The organism is Rhodoferax sp., assembly GCF_013297935.1.
Taxonomy (GTDB): domain Bacteria; phylum Pseudomonadota; class Gammaproteobacteria; order Burkholderiales; family Burkholderiaceae_C; genus Allorhodoferax.
Genome location: NZ_JAAFIX010000004.1, coordinates 40,118 through 57,916, shown reverse-complemented (window position 1 = coordinate 57,916; position 17,799 = coordinate 40,118). Strand labels below are relative to the sequence as shown.

The following is a 17,799-nucleotide window of genomic DNA, read 5'->3' as shown; positions in this document are numbered from 1 at the left end:
ACTCCATCATCAAGTCCGCGCCAGCACCGCCTCCAGCGCCTTGCCGGTGTGGGTGCCCAGCTTGACCACGTCTTCCGGCGTTGTGGCGGCCACCACGCGCCCCCCGCCGTTGCCGCCTTCAGGCCCCAGGTCCAGCACCCAGTCGGCTTCGGCGATCACATCTAGGTCGTGCTCAATCACCACCACACTGTGGCCGCCGTTGACCAGGCGGTGCAGCACGTGGATGAGCTTTTCCACATCGGCCATGTGCAGGCCCACCGTGGGCTCATCGAGTACGTAGAGGGTGTGCGGCACTTTGTTGCCGCGCTTGCCAATGTCGTCACGCACCTTGGATAGCTCGGTCACCAGCTTGATGCGCTGTGCCTCGCCACCACTGAGCGTGGGTGAGGGCTGGCCCAGCGTGAGGTAGCCCAGGCCCACGTCTTTGAGCAGCTGCAACGGATGCGCGATGACGGGCATGGCGGCAAAGAACTCCACCGCTTCGTCCACTTCCATTTGCAGCACGTCGCCAATGTTTTTGCCGCGCCACGTCACCGCCAATGTTTCGGGGTTGAAGCGCGCACCCTTGCAGGTTTCGCACACCACTTTCACATCGGGCAAGAAGCTCATGCCGATGGTGCGCATGCCCTGCCCTTCACAGCTGGGGCAGCGGCCCTCGCCGGTGTTGAAGCTGAAGCGGTTGGACGCGTAGCCCCGCGCCTTGGCTTCCAGCGTGTCTGCAAAGAGTTTGCGGATGGTGTCCCAAAAGCCGATGTAGGTGGCCGGGCAGGAGCGCGGTGTTTTGCCGATGGGGGTTTGGTCCACTTCGAGCACGCGGTCTATGGACTCGTAGCCTGCTACGCCCTCGCAGCCCAGCCAGTCGATTTGCTCACCAGCCTCCAGCGCATCACGCCCGGCTTTGGTGCTGCGCTTTTGCACGGCGGTTTGCACGTTGGCCAGCAACACGTCGCGCGCCAGCGTACTTTTGCCGGAGCCGCTGACGCCGGTGATGGCGACCAAGCGCTTCAAAGGCACGTGGGCGGTCACGCCTTGCAGGTTGTGCATGGTGGCGTTGTTGACTGTGAGCCAGTCGATCTTGGGCTTGTATTCGATGGCTTCTGCTGAGCTCGCCACGGGTAGTCCGGCAACGGGCTCCTCATGCATTTGCTGCGCAACTGCCAAATCGTCACCCACTGCCGGGCTACCCGCGGCTGCGACGGACATTTTTGCGGTGCGGCGATCGGCTAACGCTGCGTATTCGGCGGCTACTTTGGCTCGTTCGGCGAGCTCAGTATTGGCGGCAGCGCTGTCCAGAATGCGCGCTGCCTCCACGGCTGCCTTTTGTGCCTTCGCACTCAGTTTCTTTGCTGGCTTACCCATCACCGCGGAGGAGGCTGGTGCGTCGGGTGCCGATTTGCCAGTCGCGGAGCGAATGGATGAGGCTCCCGGCGTACCAGCCTCCTCCGCGCCCAGCGCCAAAGACTCCGCAAGCGAAACCATTCCGCGTCGCAACGCCAGAGGATGTTTCATCGCATGCAACAAATAGCGCCCGGTCTGTGACTCAGGTGCCGACTGCACATCCGCAATCGAACCCTGCGCCACCAAGCGCCCACCGCGCTTGCCCGCACTCGGCCCGATGTCGATGATGTGATCCGCATGGCGAATGGTGTCTTCGTCATGCTCCACCACCACCAGCGTGTTGCCCTTGTCGCTCAGAGTCTGCAAAGCCCCCAGCAAAATTTTGTTGTCCCGCGCGTGCAGGCCGATGGTCGGCTCGTCCAGCACATAGCACACGCCCTGCAGATTGCTACCCAGCTGCGCTGCCAAACGGATGCGCTGCGCCTCGCCACCACTGAGCGTGGGCGCCCCACGGTCCAGCGTGAGATAGCCTAAGCCCACTTCTTCCAGAAACTCCAGGCGGCTGCGGATCTCGGGCACCAGGTCGCGGGCGATGTCGCCCTCGCGGGGCGTCATGCCACCGGCCACTTGCAAGGTCTGCACCCACTGGCGCACATCGGTCACGCTCAGGCGCGCAATGTCGGTGATGCCCACTCCCGCGAACTTGACGTTGCGCGCAGTCGCATTCAAACGGGTGCCGTTGCAGGTGGTGCAGGTCGCGTCGTGCAGGTCTTCAATGTCGGCTTCGGCAAAGGTCTGCTCACGGCCCTTGTTGTCGTCGTCCTTCACCGAGTCGTCAAACACCTTGCGCTGCTCTTTGGTGAGCGCCACACCGGTGCCCACGCAATCGGGGCACCAGCCGTGTTTGCTGTTGTACGAAAACAGGCGCGGGTCCAGCTCGGCATACGAGGTGGCGCACACCGGGCAGGCGCGCTTGGTAGAAAACACCTGCAGCTTGCCGATGCCAGCAGCCGAGTCGCCCGCCGCCATGACCTCGCGCAAACTGCCAATGTCGCTCAACACATAGACCAGCCCCTTGCCGTGCGTGAATGCGTCGGCCAGGGCGGTGCGCAGTGCGGACTCATTGGCAGGCGTGACATCGAGGCTGGCCACGGGCAGCTCAATGTTGTGTTCCTTGAAGCGGTCAATGCGCGGGAAACCACTGGTGGGCAAAAAGTTGCCATCCACCCGCAGATGGGTAAAGCCGCGTGGCCGGGCCCAGTCGGCCAGCTCGGTGTAAACGCCCTTGCGCCCCTGCACCAGCGGCGCCAGCAGGCCAATGTGTTGGCCCCGGTAACTTTTGAGCAACTGGGCGGCAATGCTGTCCGCCGACTGCGGCTCAACGGCCGCACCATCTTTGTAGCAATGCTGGGTGCCCAGCTTCACATACAGCAGCCGCAAGAAATGCCACACCTCAGTGGTCGTGCCCACCGTAGACTTGCGCCCCCCGCGCGAGAGGCGCTGCTCGATGGCCACCGTGGGCGGTATGCCATACACCGCATCCACCTCGGGCCGCCCTGCGGGTTGCACGATAGAGCGGGCATAAGCGTTCAAAGACTCCAGGTAACGCCGCTGGCCTTCGTTAAACAAAATATCAAAGGCCAAGGTCGATTTACCCGACCCCGACACGCCAGTCACCACACTGAACTTACCCCGGGGAATGTCCACCGACAGCGACTTGAGGTTGTGCTCCTTCGCATTCACGATGCGAATGGAGTTCGAGGTATCGACCAACCCAGCACCGGAGGTGGATGGGCTGGCGCCCAGGGCCGATTTGCTACTCGCAGAGCGAGTTGATGAGGCCATGGGCACCAGCCCATCCGCCGCAGCGCCCACCGAATACGCAACCGGAGCCTCCGCCACCTCATGAATCACCCCCATAGCCGCCGCGTAATCCCGCAAAGCCTTTCCGGTGTGCGACGAGGAGTGGAGCATCACGTCTTCAGGCGTGCCAAACGCCACCACCTGCCCGCCCGCCTCGCCCCCCTCGGGGCCCAGATCAATCAGCCAGTCGGAAGCCCGAATCACATCCAGGTTGTGCTCAATCACCACCAGGGAATGGCCCGCGTCCAGCAGCTTGCGCAAAGCGCGCATCAGCTTGGCGATGTCTTCAAAGTGCAAGCCGGTGGTGGGCTCGTCCAACATGAACAGCGAGCCCTTGCGCGCCAGCAACTGCCGGCTCGCACTGGCGCTCTTGGCGGCCTCGGCCAGAAAGCCCGCAAGCTTGAGGCGCTGCGCCTCACCACCCGACAGCGTGGGCACGGGCTGGCCCAGCTTCACATACTCCAGCCCCACATCCACAATGGGTTGCAGCACTCGGATCACATCGCGATCCGCGCTGAACAAATCAGCCGCTTCGCTGACGGTCAGGTCCAGCACATCGGCCACATTGACGTTACGGCCCTTGCGCTCAATCGTCACTTCCAGAATTTCGGGACGGTAACGCTTGCCATCGCAGTCTGGGCAGCGCAAATACACGTCGCTCAAAAACTGCATTTCCACATGCTCAAAGCCCGAGCCACCGCAGGTCGGGCAGCGCCCGTCACCGCTGTTGAAGCTGAACTTGCTGGCGGTGTAGCTGCGCTCCTTGGACAAGGCAGCGCCCGCGAACAACTCACGGATTGCATCCCATGCGCCCACATAGCTCACCGGGTTGGAGCGGGCGGTTTTGCCGATGGGCGACTGGTCCACAAACACCATGTCGCTAAGTTGCTCCGCACCCAGCAGGTGCGTGTGAGCGCCGGGGGTTTCGGTGGCTTTGCCAAAGTGGCGCAAGAGCGCAGGAGCCAGCACGTCCTGAATCAGCGTGGACTTGCCGGAGCCCGAGACACCGGTTACACACACCAGGCGCTGCAGCGGAATCTCGACCGACACGTTTTGCAGGTTGTGCTCGGTCACACCCTCCAGAACCAGGCGCGGGTGGTTGGCGGTGACCATGCGCTTAAAGCCCATGCCCACTTGCTTGCGGCCGCCCAGGTATGCGCCGGTCAAAGTATCGGCACTCTTGAGGGCATCGGTCGTGCCGTCAAACACAATGCTGCCGCCCTTCTCGCCCGGGCCGGGACCCATGTCGATCATGCGGTCGGCGGCCAGCATTACCGCGGGGTCGTGCTCCACCACCACCAGCGTGTTCCCTGCATCGCGCAGGCGCTGCATGGCCACGATGATGCGGTTCATGTCCCGCGGGTGCAGCCCGATGCTGGGCTCGTCCAGCACAAACAGGGTGTTCACCAGCGAGGTACCCAGCGCCGTGGTGAGGTTGATGCGCTGCACCTCGCCACCACTGAGCGTGCGGCTCTGGCGGTCTAGTGTGAGGTAGCCAATGCCCACGTCGCACAGGTACTTGAGGCGGGTGCCCACTTCTTCGAACAAGAGCTTGAGGGTCTTGAATTCGGCTTCAGACGCAGTGGGTGCGTTGGCAGTTTTCTCCGATGGGGCCGAAGGCAGGGGTACGCCGGGTGCCTCATGCATTTGCTGCGCAACTGCAAAATCGGCCCCCTGCACACCCCTGCCTGCGGCTGGGATGCTCGGCGCGATATCTTCCGGACGCGAAGCGGAGTCCGGGGTGCCGGAAGAGGCCGATTTGCTACTCGCGAAGCGAGTTGATGAGGCCTCTGCCGGCACCCCGGACTCCGCCCCCGCCAATATGCCCAAATCAGACTGCAAGGCATCAAAAAACCGCTTAAGCCGATCCAAAGGCATGAGCATAAAGTCGTGCAGCGACAGGCCCGGCAATGCCTCCAACTGCTCCCGCGACCACTTCACGCCGGTGGGCATGAAGCGCTTGGCCGGGTCCAGCGCCATGTCGGCCTGGGCTTTGGTGCCAATACGCCAGAGCAAACTCTCGGTCTTCAGGCGCGAGCCATTGCAACTCGGGCAGGTGGTGTAGCTGCGGTACTTGGACAAGAGCACGCGAATGTGCATCTTGTACGCCTTGGTCTCCAGGTACTCAAAGAAACGGTCCACGCCGAACCAATGCTGGTTCCACTTGCCATTCCAGTTGGGCGAACCCTTGAGCACCCAGTGCTTTTGCTCTTGCGTCAGCTTGTACCAGGGCGTGTCACGCGGAATGCCGCTGGCCTCGGCGTGGCGCATCAGGTCGTCCTGGCATTCCTGCCAGGCGGGTGTCTGCATGGGCTTGACCGCACCGGCGCGCAGCGTGAGCTTGTCGTTGGGAATCACCAGCCCGTAGTCCACGCCCACCACCCGACCGAAACCCCTGCAAGCGTCGCAGGCGCCCACGGCCGAGTTGAAGCTGAACATCGACGCGATCGGGTCGGTGTACCGAATGTCACTCTGCGGGCAATGCAGCCCGGTGGAAAAGCGCCAGATCTCCGGCGCAGCATTTGCTATCGTTTCAGGAGCTACTGGCGCAACATCTACCTGTGCCAGAGGCTCTTTTGACACATAAACATTCAAACGACCGCCCCCGCGCTTGAGGGCAGTCTCAATCGCTTCCAGCACCCGGGCTTTTTCAACCCCGTCGATGCGGAAGCGGTCCGCCACTACGTCCAGGACCTTCACCGTCTTCGATGCGGGGAGCGCCGCCTTTTTGCTGATTTTGGCAGCGCCAGTTTTGGTGGGCTCTGCGGCCACAGGCCGGGCCACCTCGCGCTCTGCCTGCACCCGGGTAAAGCCGCTGGCGCTCAGCCACTGGGTAACCTCGTCGGGTGTGGCGTTGCCGGGCAGCTCCACGGGAAAGGTAAGCACCAAGCGCGGGTTGCCCTCCAGCGCAGCGCGCTGCAGCAGACTGCTGTAGATCGTCTCGGGGGTGTCGTGCTGCACAGGCAGCGCGGTGTCGCGGTCAAACAAGCTGCCGGCGCGGGAGAACAAGAGCTTGAGGTGGTCGTTAAGCTCCGTCATCGTGCCCACGGTGGAGCGGCTGGAGCGCACCGGGTTGGTCTGGTCGATGGCGATGGCGGGCGGCACACCTTCCACCTTGTCGACCGCGGGCTTGTCCATACGGTCTAAAAACTGGCGCGCGTAGGCGCTGAAGGTTTCTACATAACGGCGCTGGCCTTCGGCATACAGCGTGTCAAACACCAGGCTGGACTTGCCCGAACCGCTGGGCCCGGTGACCACCGTTAACTCACCCGTGCGGATGTCCAGATCAAGGTTCTTGAGGTTGTGCTGTCGCGCTCCGCGGATGCGGATGGTGCCCTGGGTCATGGTGAATGCTCTCTAGGTGGGGAGAGACATTCTAGGGACCTTTCCCCGACCCGCGGGGGGCTGTGGCTTTAGCCTTTCAGGGCCCGTTCGAGGTCCCGACAAGCCTTGGCACCCGCAGCATCTTGGATTTTAGGCAGCAAGGCCAGAAGGTCGTCATAACCCGCTGCAGACTCTACCGAAAGATTCAACATAAAGCCTCGCAAACCCAAGCCTGCCGTGAGTTTGGTAGCTATTGGTTTGGCGTCGCTGTAGCGCTCTTGGGGGGAACGATCACTCACCGGAGGTTGCGGACTGACCGATTGCTCGGCAATCTCTATGGCATCCGCTGAAGCAACTGGCGCTGCAGGGGCCGGTGCCAAGTCGTCTCCTACAACAGGTGCCAGAAGACCCTGCTGCACCATGTAATCGACATCGGCCCGGGTCAAGCCCATGCCAGCCGTGGCGGTTAACACTTGATCGGCAGTTTTCTGACCATCAAACAGAATGAAGGCGGAGCGTTGGCGGGCCGAAAACACGGGTGCCCGCTCTTTGAACGCTTTTTGTCCAACGTCTGTCTTTATGAATTTCATGGGGGGATTTTAGGACTGCCTCCCCGCCAAAGCGTCACCATGGAGGCACGTCGACCCCCACGTTTTCCCTAGCCCGGGGAGATTATTTGGCTTCGCTGGCTGCAGGCGCAGCAGGTGCGGCGACCGGCGCAGAGGCTGCGGCAGCAGGAGTCTCCGAATGCATGGCATCCGCCCCGTGCTTTTCACCACTCATATCAATGTCGCCACCTTTGCTCAAAATGAACAAGGCCAAGCCGGCAAACAACGCAAATCCCACAGCCATTTTCCACATACCACTTCTTTCAAAAAAAAAGCCCTCCGGAGCGGAGAGCCTGTAAATTGCCCCGGCTTGTAGACCGGGGCGTTAACTCACTTCACTCGCAAAAATCAGTCGTTGGCGTAGATGTCAACGTCTTTGGTTTCCTTGATGAACAGGCCACCGATCACCACGGTTGCACCCGCGATGATGATGGGGTACCACAAGCCGTTGTACATGTTACCGGTCTGGGCCACGATCGCGAAAGCGGTCGTAGGCAACAAACCACCGAACCAACCGTTACCGATGTGATACGGCAAGCTCATCGAGGTGTAGCGGATACGGGTCGGGAACATTTCCACCAGCATGGCAGCAATAGGGCCGTACACCATAGTCACCAACAACACCAGGTAAGCCAGGATGATGATGACTTTGACCTTGTCGAACTTGGCCATGTCAGCCTTGGCAGGGTAGCCGGCAGCCTTCAAAGCTGCACCGAGGTTGGCACCCAACAGGGCTCCACCGGCGGTCTTTTCGTTGCTCAGGTCAGCCACCGACTTCTTGGCAGCGGCAACAGCTTTCTCATCCACGGGGTTCGCAGCAGACACATCAGCCAACTTGGCTTCAGCTTTTGCCTTGGCAGCAGCAATGTCTTCCGGGCTGTACTTGACGTTCACCACAGTCTCACCGACCTTGATGACCGCAGGCGTACCGGCGGGAGCCACCACGTTTTCATAGGACACCGAAGCGCCGGCCAGACGTTGCTTGGCAATGTCGCAGCTGGATGTGAACTTCTTGGTACCTGTGGGGTTGAACTGGAACGAGCACTCAGCGGGATCGGCAGTCACAGTCACCTTGGCGGTCTGTTGTGCGGCGTACAGGTCGGGGTTAGCGGCCTTGGTCAGGGCTTCGAACACGGGGAAGTAGGTCAAAGCACCCAACAAGCAGCCAGCCAAGATGATGGGCTTGCGGCCGATCTTGTCAGACAAAGCACCGAACACAATGAAGAACGGTGTGCCGATGATCAGGGAGATCGCCACCATGATGTTGGCGGTAGGACCGTCCACCTTCAGCGCTTGTGTCAAGAAGAACAAGGCGTAGAACTGGCCTGTGTACCAGATCACGGCTTGGCCGGCGGTCAAACCGATCAGGGCCAAGATCACGATCTTCAGGTTTTTCCACTGGCCGAACGACTCGGACAGAGGTGCCTTGGAGGTCTTGCCTTCTGCCTTCATTTTGGTGAAAGCAGGAGACTCGTTCATGCTCAAGCGGATGTAGACCGAGATGCCCAACATGATCACGGACACCAGGAACGGAACACGCCAGCCCCAGTCTGCAAACGCCTCTTCACCGATGATGGTGCGGGTGCCCAGAATCACCATCAGGGACAAGAACAGGCCCAAAGTCGCCGTGGTCTGAATCCAGGCGGTGTAGGCGCCACGCTTGCCGTGGGGTGCATGCTCAGCCACATAGGTTGCTGCGCCACCGTACTCACCACCCAGTGCCAAGCCTTGCAACAAACGCAAGATGATCAGAATGACCGGAGCGGCCACACCGATAGCAGCGTAGTTTGGCAACAGGCCCACGATGAAGGTGGACAAGCCCATGATCAGGATCGTCACCAGGAAGGTGTACTTGCGGCCGATCATGTCGCCCAAACGGCCAAACACCAGCGCGCCGAATGGACGCACGATGAAGCCCGCGGCAAACGCCAACAGCGCGAAGATGAAAGCAGAGCCTTCGTCCAGACCGCTGAAGAACTGTTTGGCAATGATGGCTGCCAAAGAACCGTACAGGTAGAAGTCGTACCACTCAAAAACGGTACCGAGCGACGAAGCGAAGATAACTTTCTTCTCTTCTGCCGACATCGGACGTGGGGCTGCGTTTGCCATTGTTTGTCTCCAATCGTTATTCCAGCCCTCGACATGAAGGCTTGTGCGTATTCTTGGAGCGCCCACTGACCCTGCTCTGACACCAAACCAACGCTGGCTTGCGCCAAACTGACGCAGCACTGACAGAATAGGGTTAAACCCTGCGGGGTCTTTCCACATTGTGGCAATTCTGGATGGCGAAAGGGTATACCCGCGAGGTGATGACCGACCTCTAAAGTGCGTCTGTCAGGAAAGGTGACAGATGTTCAGCGAGCCTTCAGCCTCTGCACGGGAGTCCGTGCCTACAATTCCGTCGCCTCAAAACATAAAGAGACCCGCGAGGGCTCGACAGGAGATACACACCATGAATCCGACAACCATGCAGGCGGTGGCCGCGGGCCTGTTCGCACTGGCATTGATCCACACCTTTTCCACCAAGTTTTTTGAACATTTGGCCCATACCCGCCCGGCCCACGCCGGGGTGTGGCATTTGTTGGCGGAGGTGGAAATTGTGTTCGGTGTCTGGGCCATGATTTTCATGAGCCTGATGGGCATCATGGAGGGCTTTGCGGCTGCCATGCAGTACCTGGACACCCGCAACTTCACCGAGCCTTTGTTTGTGTTTGCCATCATGGTGGTGGCCGCCAGCAAGCCGGTGTTGCAAGTGTCGTCTGCCGCAGTGCAAGTGATGGTGCGCATGCTGCCCATGCACCGCTCTATGGCGTTTTTCTTCACGGCGCTAGGCATCGTGCCCCTACTGGGGTCTTTCATTACCGAGCCTGCAGCCATGACCCTGGCAGCGCTCCTGATGAAAGACACGGTGTTTGCCAAAGCATCGCGTCGGCTGCAATACGCAGCGCTCGGTGCCCTGTTCGTCAACATTTCTATCGGTGGCACGCTGACCCACTTTGCCGCTCCGCCCGTGCTGATGGTGGCCGCAAAATGGAACCTGGACATTGTTTACATGCTGACGCATGTGGGCTGGAAAGCCGCCATTGCCGTATTCATCAACGCCGGGGTGCTCACCTTTTTGTTCGCCAAAGAGCTGAAAGCCATGCCGTACTCCACCCACTCCCCTTACAGCGGCGTTCCGGCTTGGATGGTGAGCCTGCACCTGGCGTTTCTGGTGGCGATTGTGATTTTTGCCCACCACCCTGCGGCCTTTATCGCTGTGTTTTTGCTGTTCATGGGCGTAGTGACTGCCTATCCGGCCTACCAGCAAGAACGACTGATCTTGCGCGAGGGCTTGTTGGTCGCCTTCTTCCTCGGCGGGCTGGTGGTGTTGGGCGGCATGCAGCAGTGGTGGTTGCAGCCTCTGCTGCTCAGCATGAACGAGACCACGGTGTACTTCGGGGCCACCGCGCTGACCGCTATCACCGACAACGCGGCGCTCACCTACCTGGGCTCGCTGGTGGAAGGGCTGACACCGGAATTCAAATACGCACTGCTCACCGGCGCAGTGACCGGCGGGGGCCTGACCATCATTGCCAATGCGCCCAACCCGGCCGGCGCTTCGATCTTGAAGTCCACCTTCCATGAGGGCGCCATTTCGCCGCTGGGCCTGTTGGTGGGCGCCCTGCCCCCGACCATCGTGGCGATTCTGTGTTTCCGCCTGTTCCCGTACTGAAACAGACCCTGCGGCCCTAGCTCCGCAGGGGAATGGCCGAGGGGATGGCGCGCACGCCATCCCACTCCGCCTCGCTGAAGCCTTCGCCCCCCTCCAGGTAGGCGCGCAGCATCGGCAAAGCATCCAGCCCCCAAAAGACCCGCCCGTCGACTTCAAAACTTGGCACCCCGAACACCCGGTGGGCCACGGCCTCCTCGCTGTGCTGTTTGAGCAGGGCTTTCACGCTGTCGCCCGCAGGGTCCAGTGCGGGCGCCAAGGTCTCGGACACCTGCTGCAGGCGCGCGGGGTCCGCAGCATCGCCCCCGCCCTGCCAGACGTGTTGGAACAAGGTTTCGCACACATACCGGTTGGGCAAGCCCTCGGCCTGGGTCGCAATCGCCAGGCGCAACAGGCCCAAGGGGTTGAAGGGGTGAGTAGCCGGAAAGCTCAGCGCCAAGCCCTGCCGGCGGGCCAGCCACTGCACATGGCGGTAAATCCACTCCCGCTTGGGCGGCACCTCTGCGGGCCCCAGCACGGCATTGTGTTTGAGCAGGCCGCCCAGAAAGACCGGCTTGTAGCGCACGCTGTAGCTGAGCCCCATGAGCGCGCGCGGCAGCTCGTCAAACGCCAGGTAGGCGTAAGGAGAGATGAAGTCCAGGTAAAAAGTGATTTGCTTCATAGCGACTCAGGCAAATGCGGTCGGGTGGGTTTGCTGCAGGCGCTCGGTGATGTGGGCCCACATGCGCTTTTTGGCCGCGTCATCGCTGCGGCCCCATTCGCGGATGTCTTCAATGGTGCGAAAGCAGCCTTCGCACAGGCCGCTGCCGGTATCCATGCGGCACACATTGACACACGGGCTAGGTATATTTTCGGCCATAGCCCTCACCGATATTGCGCGAGCAGCTAGCGTTTTGATAGCACTTTCGCGCGCTAAGGCGTCCAGCACATTTTCGTCTTCCGGCACTTCCACTACATCTGCCACCGGTGCGCCGGTGAGCGCTACCAGGTCTTGCGGCTGCAACTGAAACACCCCGTGCGGGTGGCCGGCTGCCGCCCAGACCTGCTCAAAACGGAACAGCTCGCGGTCGATCAGCGTGACACCCGGCATAGCGTGTGCCACCGGGCTCACCCCGCCAATAGAGAAGCCGGTGCGCTCTTTCACAAAGCCCGCATTGGCCCGGCCCAGCGGCCCCACCAGTGCGGCTACTTTGGCTTCGTCGACCCGGCGGTCGCCGGAGGTCACCACCAACACCGCCGCGTCGTCTTCAATCCGCTTGAAGATGATGCTTTTGGCAATCTGCCCCACAGCCACCCCCAAGGCATCGGCCGCCTGCTGAGCCGTGCGCGCAGCACCGTCGAGCATCACCGGGCTATGAGGGTGGTTTTTTTCTTGCAGTGCAGCCGCTACGCGCTGCACGCCTTCAGGTAATTCAGTCAATTCAGCTCCACACATGATTTCTAGTTAGCCCAAGCGCTTAGTCAGCATCGCATTGGCCGCGCGCGAATGCGGCTTGCGGTCCAGAAAGTCGCTGATGAACTTGCCCGCATCGATCAGCTTGTCGAGGTCGATGCCGGTGTCTATGCCCATGCCGTGCAGCATGTAGACCACGTCTTCAGTGGCCACATTGCCGTTCGCCCCCTTGGCGTAGGGGCAGCCACCCAAGCCGGCCACCGAGGTATCAAAGTGCCAGATGCCCAACTCCAGCGACGCCAGGGTGTTGGCCAGCGCCATGCCATAGGTGTCGTGAAAGTGGCCGGACACCTGATCTACGGTGTAGTACTGCAAAGTGGCCTCCAGGGCGCGCTGCACCTTGACCGGGGTGCCCACCCCAATGGTGTCGGCCACGCCCACATGCTCCACGCCGATATCGCGCATCAGCCGCGCCACCAGCGCCACGCGCTCGGGCGCAATGTCGCCCTCATACGGGCAACCCACCGCGCAAGAGATCGCTCCGCGCACCGCGATACCAGCGGCCTTGGCAGCCTGCGCCACCGGACGGAAGCGCTCGATGCTCTCCTCAATGGAGCAATTGATGTTCTTCTGGCTGAATGCCTCGCTGGCCGCGCCGAACACCACAATCTCGTCGGGCCGGGTGAGTGCAGCGGCCTCATAGCCCTTCATATTGGGCGTGAGCACTGAATAGCGCACGCCCGCCTGGCGCTGCACACCGGCCATGACCTCGGCGTTGTCCCCCATTTGCGGCACCCACTTCGGGGAAACAAAGCTCGTGACTTCAATTTCTTGGAGGCCGGCAGCCTGCAGATGGTGCACCAGCTCCACTTTGATGGCGGCGGGCACCGGTTGCTTTTCGTTTTGCAGGCCGTCACGCGGGCCTACATCAATGATCTTGACGCGGGAAGGTGTGTTCATGGGCCCTATTAAACCGCGAACCGTAAGGCCCGGCTCAGGTGCATTGGTATATTCAAAGGCTTTCTCGGACCTCCCCACCAGACTCTCAAGGCAGCCCTTTTGCTAAGCATCCTCCAAGCCGGCCTGAAACGGGGCAACACCCCGGTTTTTGATGACCTGACCCTGAACCTGCACGAGCCGCGCATCGGCCTCATCGGCGACAACGGCGCGGGCAAAAGCAGCCTGTTCAGGCTGGCCTGCGGCCTGGAAGCGCCGCACACCGGAAGCGTCACGGTGCAGGGTTTGCCGGCTTTCCGCATCAACGCTCAGCGCCCCAACCTGGTGGGCATGATGTTCCAGAACCCGGACGACCAGATTGTTTTCCCCACCGTACAAGAAGAGCTGGCCTTAGGGCTGACCGCTACCGGCATGCCACGGCGCGAGGCTATCGCGCAAGCGCGTGCTTTCCTCGCCACCCGGGGTCTGGAGGCATGGGCCGAGCGCGCCATCAGCAGCCTGAGCCAAGGCCAGCGCCAGCATGTGTGCTGGCTGGCTATTTTGCTGTGCCAACCCGCCCTCATCCTGCTGGACGAGCCCTTTGCCAGCCTGGACCTGCCCAGCCAGGCTTTGCTGCACCAGGATCTGGCGCGGGTGCCGCAACCCGTGATTGTGTCGACCCACGTGCTGGAGCACCTGCAGAGCTTTGACCGGGTGATCTGGCTGGAGCAGGGTCGCGTCCGCGCTGATGGGCACCCCGCATCGGTGTGTGCGGACTACCGGGCAGATGTGGCCGCACGCATGGCTGCCCGCACTGCGGTGGTCAACTGATCTATGGGCAGCCTCTACAGCGAACACCGCACCTGGCTGCACGCCGTGCCCGCCGGCTGGAAGCTGGGGCTGTTGGTGCTACTGAGCACAGGCATTTTTTGGCTCAGTACGCCATTGGCACTGGGTGTGGCGTGTGCCGCCTCGGCGCTCCTGTTCGTGTCGCTGGGGGCTGCCATGAGCCCAGCTATACGCCTCTTAAAAGCGCTGGGCATTGCCGCGGCGCTGGTGCTCGTGTTCCATGCTGTGCTGCAGCAGCCGGTGGTGGGCCTGGTCAGTGTGCTGCGCATGGTGGCGGCTTCGCTGCTCAGCATTGCACTCACCCTCACGACCCGCAGCGGGGATCTGCAAACCGTGCTGGAGCGCTTGCTCAAGCCCTTGGCCCCCCTTGGAGTGCGGGCGGACCGCTTTGCGCTGCAACTGGCGCTGATGCTGCGCTTTATTGAACACTTTTTTGTGGCTTGGAAGCGCCTGGACGATGCCTACCGCCTGCGCACCGGCAAGGGGGGTGGCCTCAAACTGCTGGCGCCGCTCACGATCCAGATGCTGCAAACCGCCCGCCGCGTGGCCGATACACTCGACGTCCGCTTGGGCGAGTAGCCCGACATTTTTCTTGAGAGACTGAATCCTATGCAACGCAACCAATCATTTGCCCTTGTCGCCCTGTTTGCCGCCCTGATGGCCGTGCTGGGCCTGATCCCGAAAATTGACCTGCCCTTGGGCGTGCCTATCACCTTGCAGACCTTGGGCGTGATGTTGGCCGGCTGCCTGCTCGGCCCGCGCCGTGCACTCCAGGCGCTGGTGTTGTTTTTGGTGGCGGTGGCCATTGGGCTGCCGCTGCTGTCCGGCGGGCGCGGTGGCTTTGGTGTGTTTTTCACGCCCTCTGCAGGCTACTTGCTGGCCTGGCCGGTGGGCGCATTCGTGACCGGTCTGATCATGCACACCCTGCCTGCCTCTACACCCAGCAAGGTTGCCCTGAGCGCCTTTGTGGCATCTGCACTGGGTGGCTTGTTGGTGATCCATGCCAGCGGCGTGGTCGGACTGATGGGCATTGCCGGCATGAGCCTGAAGCAGGCCCTGATCGGCACCAGTGCCTTTGTGCCGGGTGACTTGATCAAGTGCGTGCTGACCGCGCTGGTGTGCCACACCGTGGCCCGCGGCCTGCCCGACTGGAAGTTCGGCAAACAAGGCGTCTGATGCCTGCGGCCCCGGAGCTGGTCCACAGCCGGCTGGCCCGTTGGGCCACCGAACGGGGTGCGCACCCGGCCATCCGCAGCGAGGCGGGTGAGCTGAGTTTTGCCGAACTGGCGCAGCAGGTTGCCGCCCATGCCGCGACCCTGCAGGCCAGCGGCGCACCGGCCACCGTACTCCAAGACGCGGAGCTGCCCTTGGCGCAACGACTGGTGAGTTTCATGGCAACGATTGCCAGCGGGCGCTGCGCCGCCGTCAGCGACTCGGCTTGGCCCCCAACCGTGCAGCAAGCCGTGCGGGACCGCCTGCCGGACACGCCCCACGACGGCCGCGACCCCAGCCCCGAGAGCCCTTTCTACACCGGCTTCACCTCCGGTAGCACGGGCCTGCCCAAGGGTTTCCGGCGGCACCACCGGTCCTGGACCGAGAGTTTCGAGGTCTGCCTGCGCACCTTTGGCGCACCTGCGGCCGGCCGCATCCTCGCGCCGGGGCGGGACTCGCATTCGCTGTTTTTGTTCGGCATGTTGCTGGGTCTTTGGACCGGTGGCGGCGTGGTGGTGCAGGAACAGTTTTCGGCCTCTGCTGCCCTGGCCATCCTGCGCTCAGGTGAGACTCCCTGCCTCGTGGCAGTGCCCAGCCAGTTGCTCTTGATGTTGGAGTGGGCACAGCATCGGAACCTGGCACCTGTAGCCGGCGTGCAGCTCATTTTGATCAGCGGTGCGCGCTGGCCGCGCGGGCACACGCCTGCTCTGCAAGCCTTGTTTCCAGAGGCCAGCATCATTGAGTTTTACGGCGCCTCCGAGACCAGTTTTATCGCTTGGACGGAGTCGCATGCCGACCTCCCCGACAACCTGGTCGGCAAGCCTTTTGACACTGTGGAGCTCGACATTCGCGGCGCCACAGCCGACAGCCCGGATGGCCTGATTTACGTGCGCAGCCCCATGCTCTTCATGGACTACGTGGCTGCCGGCACCGACCACACCGCAGCCCTTCGCGATGGCGACTGGGTGTGTGTGCGGGACCTCGGCCACCTGGACCCGCAAGGCCGGCTCCGCGTGGTCGGGCGCGAGAGTCGCATGCTGGTCACCCTAGCCAAAAAACTATTCCCCGAAGAGCTCGAAACCGTGCTCGAAGCCCACCCGGCCATTGCCCGCGCATCGGTGCACGGCCTGGCGGACGCGCAACGCGGCGTGCAGGTGGTGGCCATCGTGCAATGGGCAGAGCCGCGGGGCGACGCCCAGCACCCTGACCTGCACGCATTGCAGGCTTGGTGCCGCGCGCGCCTGGAGCCCTTCAAAATCCCCCGCCGGCTCTGGACGCCCGCGCAGTGGGCGTTCACCGCCAGCGGCAAAACCGACCACATGGCTTTGGCGCGGCTGTTGCCCTCGGGCGCCCACACCCCGGACACCTCGCCGTGCCTGACCACCGTATCCTGATCAGCGCCTGGGCGCGCAGTGCGGTGGCGCCGCATGGTGGCGCGTTTCGCAAGCTTTTGCCCCATGAGATCGGGGCGCCGGTATTGCACGGCCTGCTGCAGCGGGCCGGCCTGGCGGCGCAGCACATCGACGCCGTGATTCTGGGCAACGCCCTGGGCGCAGGGGGCAACCCGGCCCGCATGGTGGCGCTGGCAGCCGGGCTGCCGGACCGCTGCGCCGCACTCACCGTCGACACCCAATGTTGCGCCGGGCTCGACGCCATTGCCCTGGCCGCCGGCATGCTGGCCAGCGGTCAAGCCGAGGTGGTGGTGGCCGGAGGGGTAGAAGCCTGGAGCCGGGCCCCCATTCGCCAGCACCGGCCATTGCTGCCCGACGAATTGCCGGTGGCATATGAGCGCCCCGCCTTTGCTCCCGACCCCGCTAGGGACCCCGACCTGCTACAGGCCGCTGCGGACTACGCCCGCACCCACGGCATCAGCCGCAGCACGCAGGATGACTACGCCCTGCAAAGCCATGCCCGCGCCGTGGACCAAGCGCCGGCCTTGCGCACAGAAATAGTGCCCGTGGCCGGGCTCACGCAAGATGCCTACCCCCGCTTGCTGACCGCGCGCGCGGCGGCCCGCCTGCCCGTGCAGGCACAAGCGCAGCCACACACACAGAGTCCGCCCGCTGACTGCGCGGTGAGCACCTTGGCAATTTCCAGCCGGGCAGACGGAGCCGCCATGGTGCTCATGATGACGCCTGCCGCCGCAGCCCGCTACGGCCTGTCCCCCGGTGCGCAATGGCTCGCCTCGGCCTCGAAGGGCCTGGACCCGGCCATGCCCTTGCTGGCGGCCGAGTCGGCCACGCGCACCGTGCTGCAGCGCGGCAACTTGCCCAACGCGCAGGCCTGCGCCGTGGTGGAACTGCACGATGCATTTGCGGTGCAGGGCCTGGCCTATTGCAGGGCCTTGGGCCTGGAGCCGCACGCCATCAATCGCTTGGGCGGTGGCATTGCAAGAGGCCACCCTATTGGCGCATCCGGCGCCATTGCCCTAGTGCGAGTGCTGGCCGATTTGGAGCGACTTGGGCAAGCAAGAGCCCACGGGCTTGCATCAGTCGCAGGTGCTGGCGGCATCGGGGCCGCCACGCTGGTGCAGTGGCGACGCTGAGCCAGGCCGCCTGAATCGG

General features: G+C 62.7%; 13 protein-coding genes. 6 read left to right on the top strand and 7 right to left on the bottom strand.

The features are described 5' to 3' along the window. Positions 1–9: 9 nt before the first annotated feature. The 4 genes from QZW03_RS07505 to QZW03_RS07490 all read right to left on the bottom strand — a co-directional run bounded on the left by QZW03_RS07505 (position 10) and on the right by QZW03_RS07490 (position 9,218). Positions 10–6,546, bottom strand: coding sequence for an excinuclease ABC subunit UvrA (locus QZW03_RS07505; protein ID WP_296509361.1), 6,537 nt, complete (start codon positions 6,544–6,546; stop codon positions 10–12). Positions 6,547–6,614: 68 nt separating this feature from the next. Next, a complete protein-coding gene (locus tag QZW03_RS07500; protein WP_296509360.1) occupies positions 6,615–7,115 on the bottom strand; it encodes a hypothetical protein in 501 nt (166 codons plus the stop codon). Between the two features lie 82 nt (positions 7,116–7,197). Continuing rightward, positions 7,198–7,386: a hypothetical protein gene (locus tag QZW03_RS07495; RefSeq protein ID WP_296509359.1), complete on the bottom strand. Its 189-nt coding sequence runs from the start codon at positions 7,384–7,386 to the stop codon at positions 7,198–7,200. A gap of 95 nt (positions 7,387–7,481) precedes the next feature. Beyond that, on the bottom strand, positions 7,482–9,218 hold the full coding sequence (locus tag QZW03_RS07490; protein ID WP_296509574.1) for an MFS transporter: 1,737 nt from the start codon (positions 9,216–9,218) through the stop codon (positions 7,482–7,484). A 367-nt stretch (positions 9,219–9,585) separates the two neighbouring features. Between QZW03_RS07490 and QZW03_RS07485 the strand changes: the two genes are divergently transcribed. Beyond that, positions 9,586–10,848: a putative Na+/H+ antiporter gene (locus tag QZW03_RS07485; RefSeq protein WP_296509358.1), complete on the top strand. Its 1,263-nt coding sequence runs from the start codon at positions 9,586–9,588 to the stop codon at positions 10,846–10,848. Positions 10,849–10,864: 16 nt separating this feature from the next. On the opposite strand, the gene QZW03_RS07480 is transcribed toward QZW03_RS07485, so the two are convergent. Genes QZW03_RS07480 through QZW03_RS07470 form a run of 3 tightly spaced genes read right to left on the bottom strand, consistent with a single transcriptional unit; the run spans position 10,865 to position 13,198 of the window. After that, the gene (locus QZW03_RS07480; RefSeq protein ID WP_296509357.1) at positions 10,865–11,506 is read right to left on the bottom strand and encodes a 2-hydroxychromene-2-carboxylate isomerase; all 642 of its coding nucleotides are present in this window, start codon (positions 11,504–11,506) and stop codon (positions 10,865–10,867) included. 6 nt (positions 11,507–11,512) lie between these two features. Then, positions 11,513–12,265 (bottom strand): YbaK/EbsC family protein, encoded by a 753-nt coding sequence (locus tag QZW03_RS07475; protein ID WP_296509356.1) that lies wholly within the window; start codon positions 12,263–12,265, stop codon positions 11,513–11,515. 24 nt (positions 12,266–12,289) lie between these two features. Beyond that, complete coding sequence (locus QZW03_RS07470; RefSeq protein WP_296509355.1) at positions 12,290–13,198, bottom strand: hydroxymethylglutaryl-CoA lyase; 909 nt, start codon at positions 13,196–13,198, stop codon at positions 12,290–12,292. Between the two features lie 99 nt (positions 13,199–13,297). Between QZW03_RS07470 and QZW03_RS07465 the strand changes: the two genes are divergently transcribed. The 5 genes from QZW03_RS07465 to QZW03_RS07445 are packed head-to-tail and all read left to right on the top strand — an operon-like array spanning position 13,298 to position 17,780. Next, the gene (locus QZW03_RS07465) at positions 13,298–14,005 is read left to right on the top strand and encodes an ABC transporter ATP-binding protein (protein WP_296509354.1); all 708 of its coding nucleotides are present in this window, start codon (positions 13,298–13,300) and stop codon (positions 14,003–14,005) included. Between the two features lie 3 nt (positions 14,006–14,008). Beyond that, complete coding sequence (locus QZW03_RS07460; protein ID WP_296509353.1) at positions 14,009–14,602, top strand: energy-coupling factor transporter transmembrane protein EcfT; 594 nt, start codon at positions 14,009–14,011, stop codon at positions 14,600–14,602. A gap of 30 nt (positions 14,603–14,632) precedes the next feature. After that, positions 14,633–15,199 (top strand): biotin transporter BioY, encoded by a 567-nt coding sequence (locus QZW03_RS07455; protein WP_296509352.1) that lies wholly within the window; start codon positions 14,633–14,635, stop codon positions 15,197–15,199. After that, positions 15,199–16,629, top strand: coding sequence for an AMP-binding protein (locus QZW03_RS07450; RefSeq protein WP_296509351.1), 1,431 nt, complete (start codon positions 15,199–15,201; stop codon positions 16,627–16,629). Before QZW03_RS07455 ends, QZW03_RS07450 begins: the two co-directional genes overlap by 1 nt. Then, positions 16,608–17,780 (top strand): thiolase family protein, encoded by a 1,173-nt coding sequence (locus QZW03_RS07445; protein WP_296509350.1) that lies wholly within the window; start codon positions 16,608–16,610, stop codon positions 17,778–17,780. Before QZW03_RS07450 ends, QZW03_RS07445 begins: the two co-directional genes overlap by 22 nt. The last annotated feature ends 19 nt before the right edge of the window (positions 17,781–17,799 follow it).

Excerpts from the sequence above, each read along its gene's own strand:
- QZW03_RS07505 (WP_296509361.1), bottom strand. The coding sequence starts at position 6,546 with ATGACCCAGGGCACCATCCGCATCCGCGGAGCGCGACAGCACAACCTC.
- QZW03_RS07480 (WP_296509357.1), bottom strand. The coding sequence starts at position 11,506 with ATGAAGCAAATCACTTTTTACCTGGACTTCATCTCTCCTTACGCCTAC.
- QZW03_RS07450 (WP_296509351.1), top strand. The coding sequence starts at position 15,199 with ATGCCTGCGGCCCCGGAGCTGGTCCACAGCCGGCTGGCCCGTTGGGCC.
- QZW03_RS07470 (WP_296509355.1), bottom strand. The coding sequence starts at position 13,198 with ATGAACACACCTTCCCGCGTCAAGATCATTGATGTAGGCCCGCGTGAC.
- QZW03_RS07455 (WP_296509352.1), top strand. The coding sequence starts at position 14,633 with ATGCAACGCAACCAATCATTTGCCCTTGTCGCCCTGTTTGCCGCCCTG.
- QZW03_RS07500 (WP_296509360.1), bottom strand. The coding sequence starts at position 7,115 with ATGAAATTCATAAAGACAGACGTTGGACAAAAAGCGTTCAAAGAGCGG.
- QZW03_RS07460 (WP_296509353.1), top strand. The coding sequence starts at position 14,009 with ATGGGCAGCCTCTACAGCGAACACCGCACCTGGCTGCACGCCGTGCCC.
- QZW03_RS07490 (WP_296509574.1), bottom strand. The coding sequence starts at position 9,218 with ATGTCGGCAGAAGAGAAGAAAGTTATCTTCGCTTCGTCGCTCGGTACC.
- QZW03_RS07485 (WP_296509358.1), top strand. The coding sequence starts at position 9,586 with ATGAATCCGACAACCATGCAGGCGGTGGCCGCGGGCCTGTTCGCACTG.
- QZW03_RS07495 (WP_296509359.1), bottom strand. The coding sequence starts at position 7,386 with ATGTGGAAAATGGCTGTGGGATTTGCGTTGTTTGCCGGCTTGGCCTTG.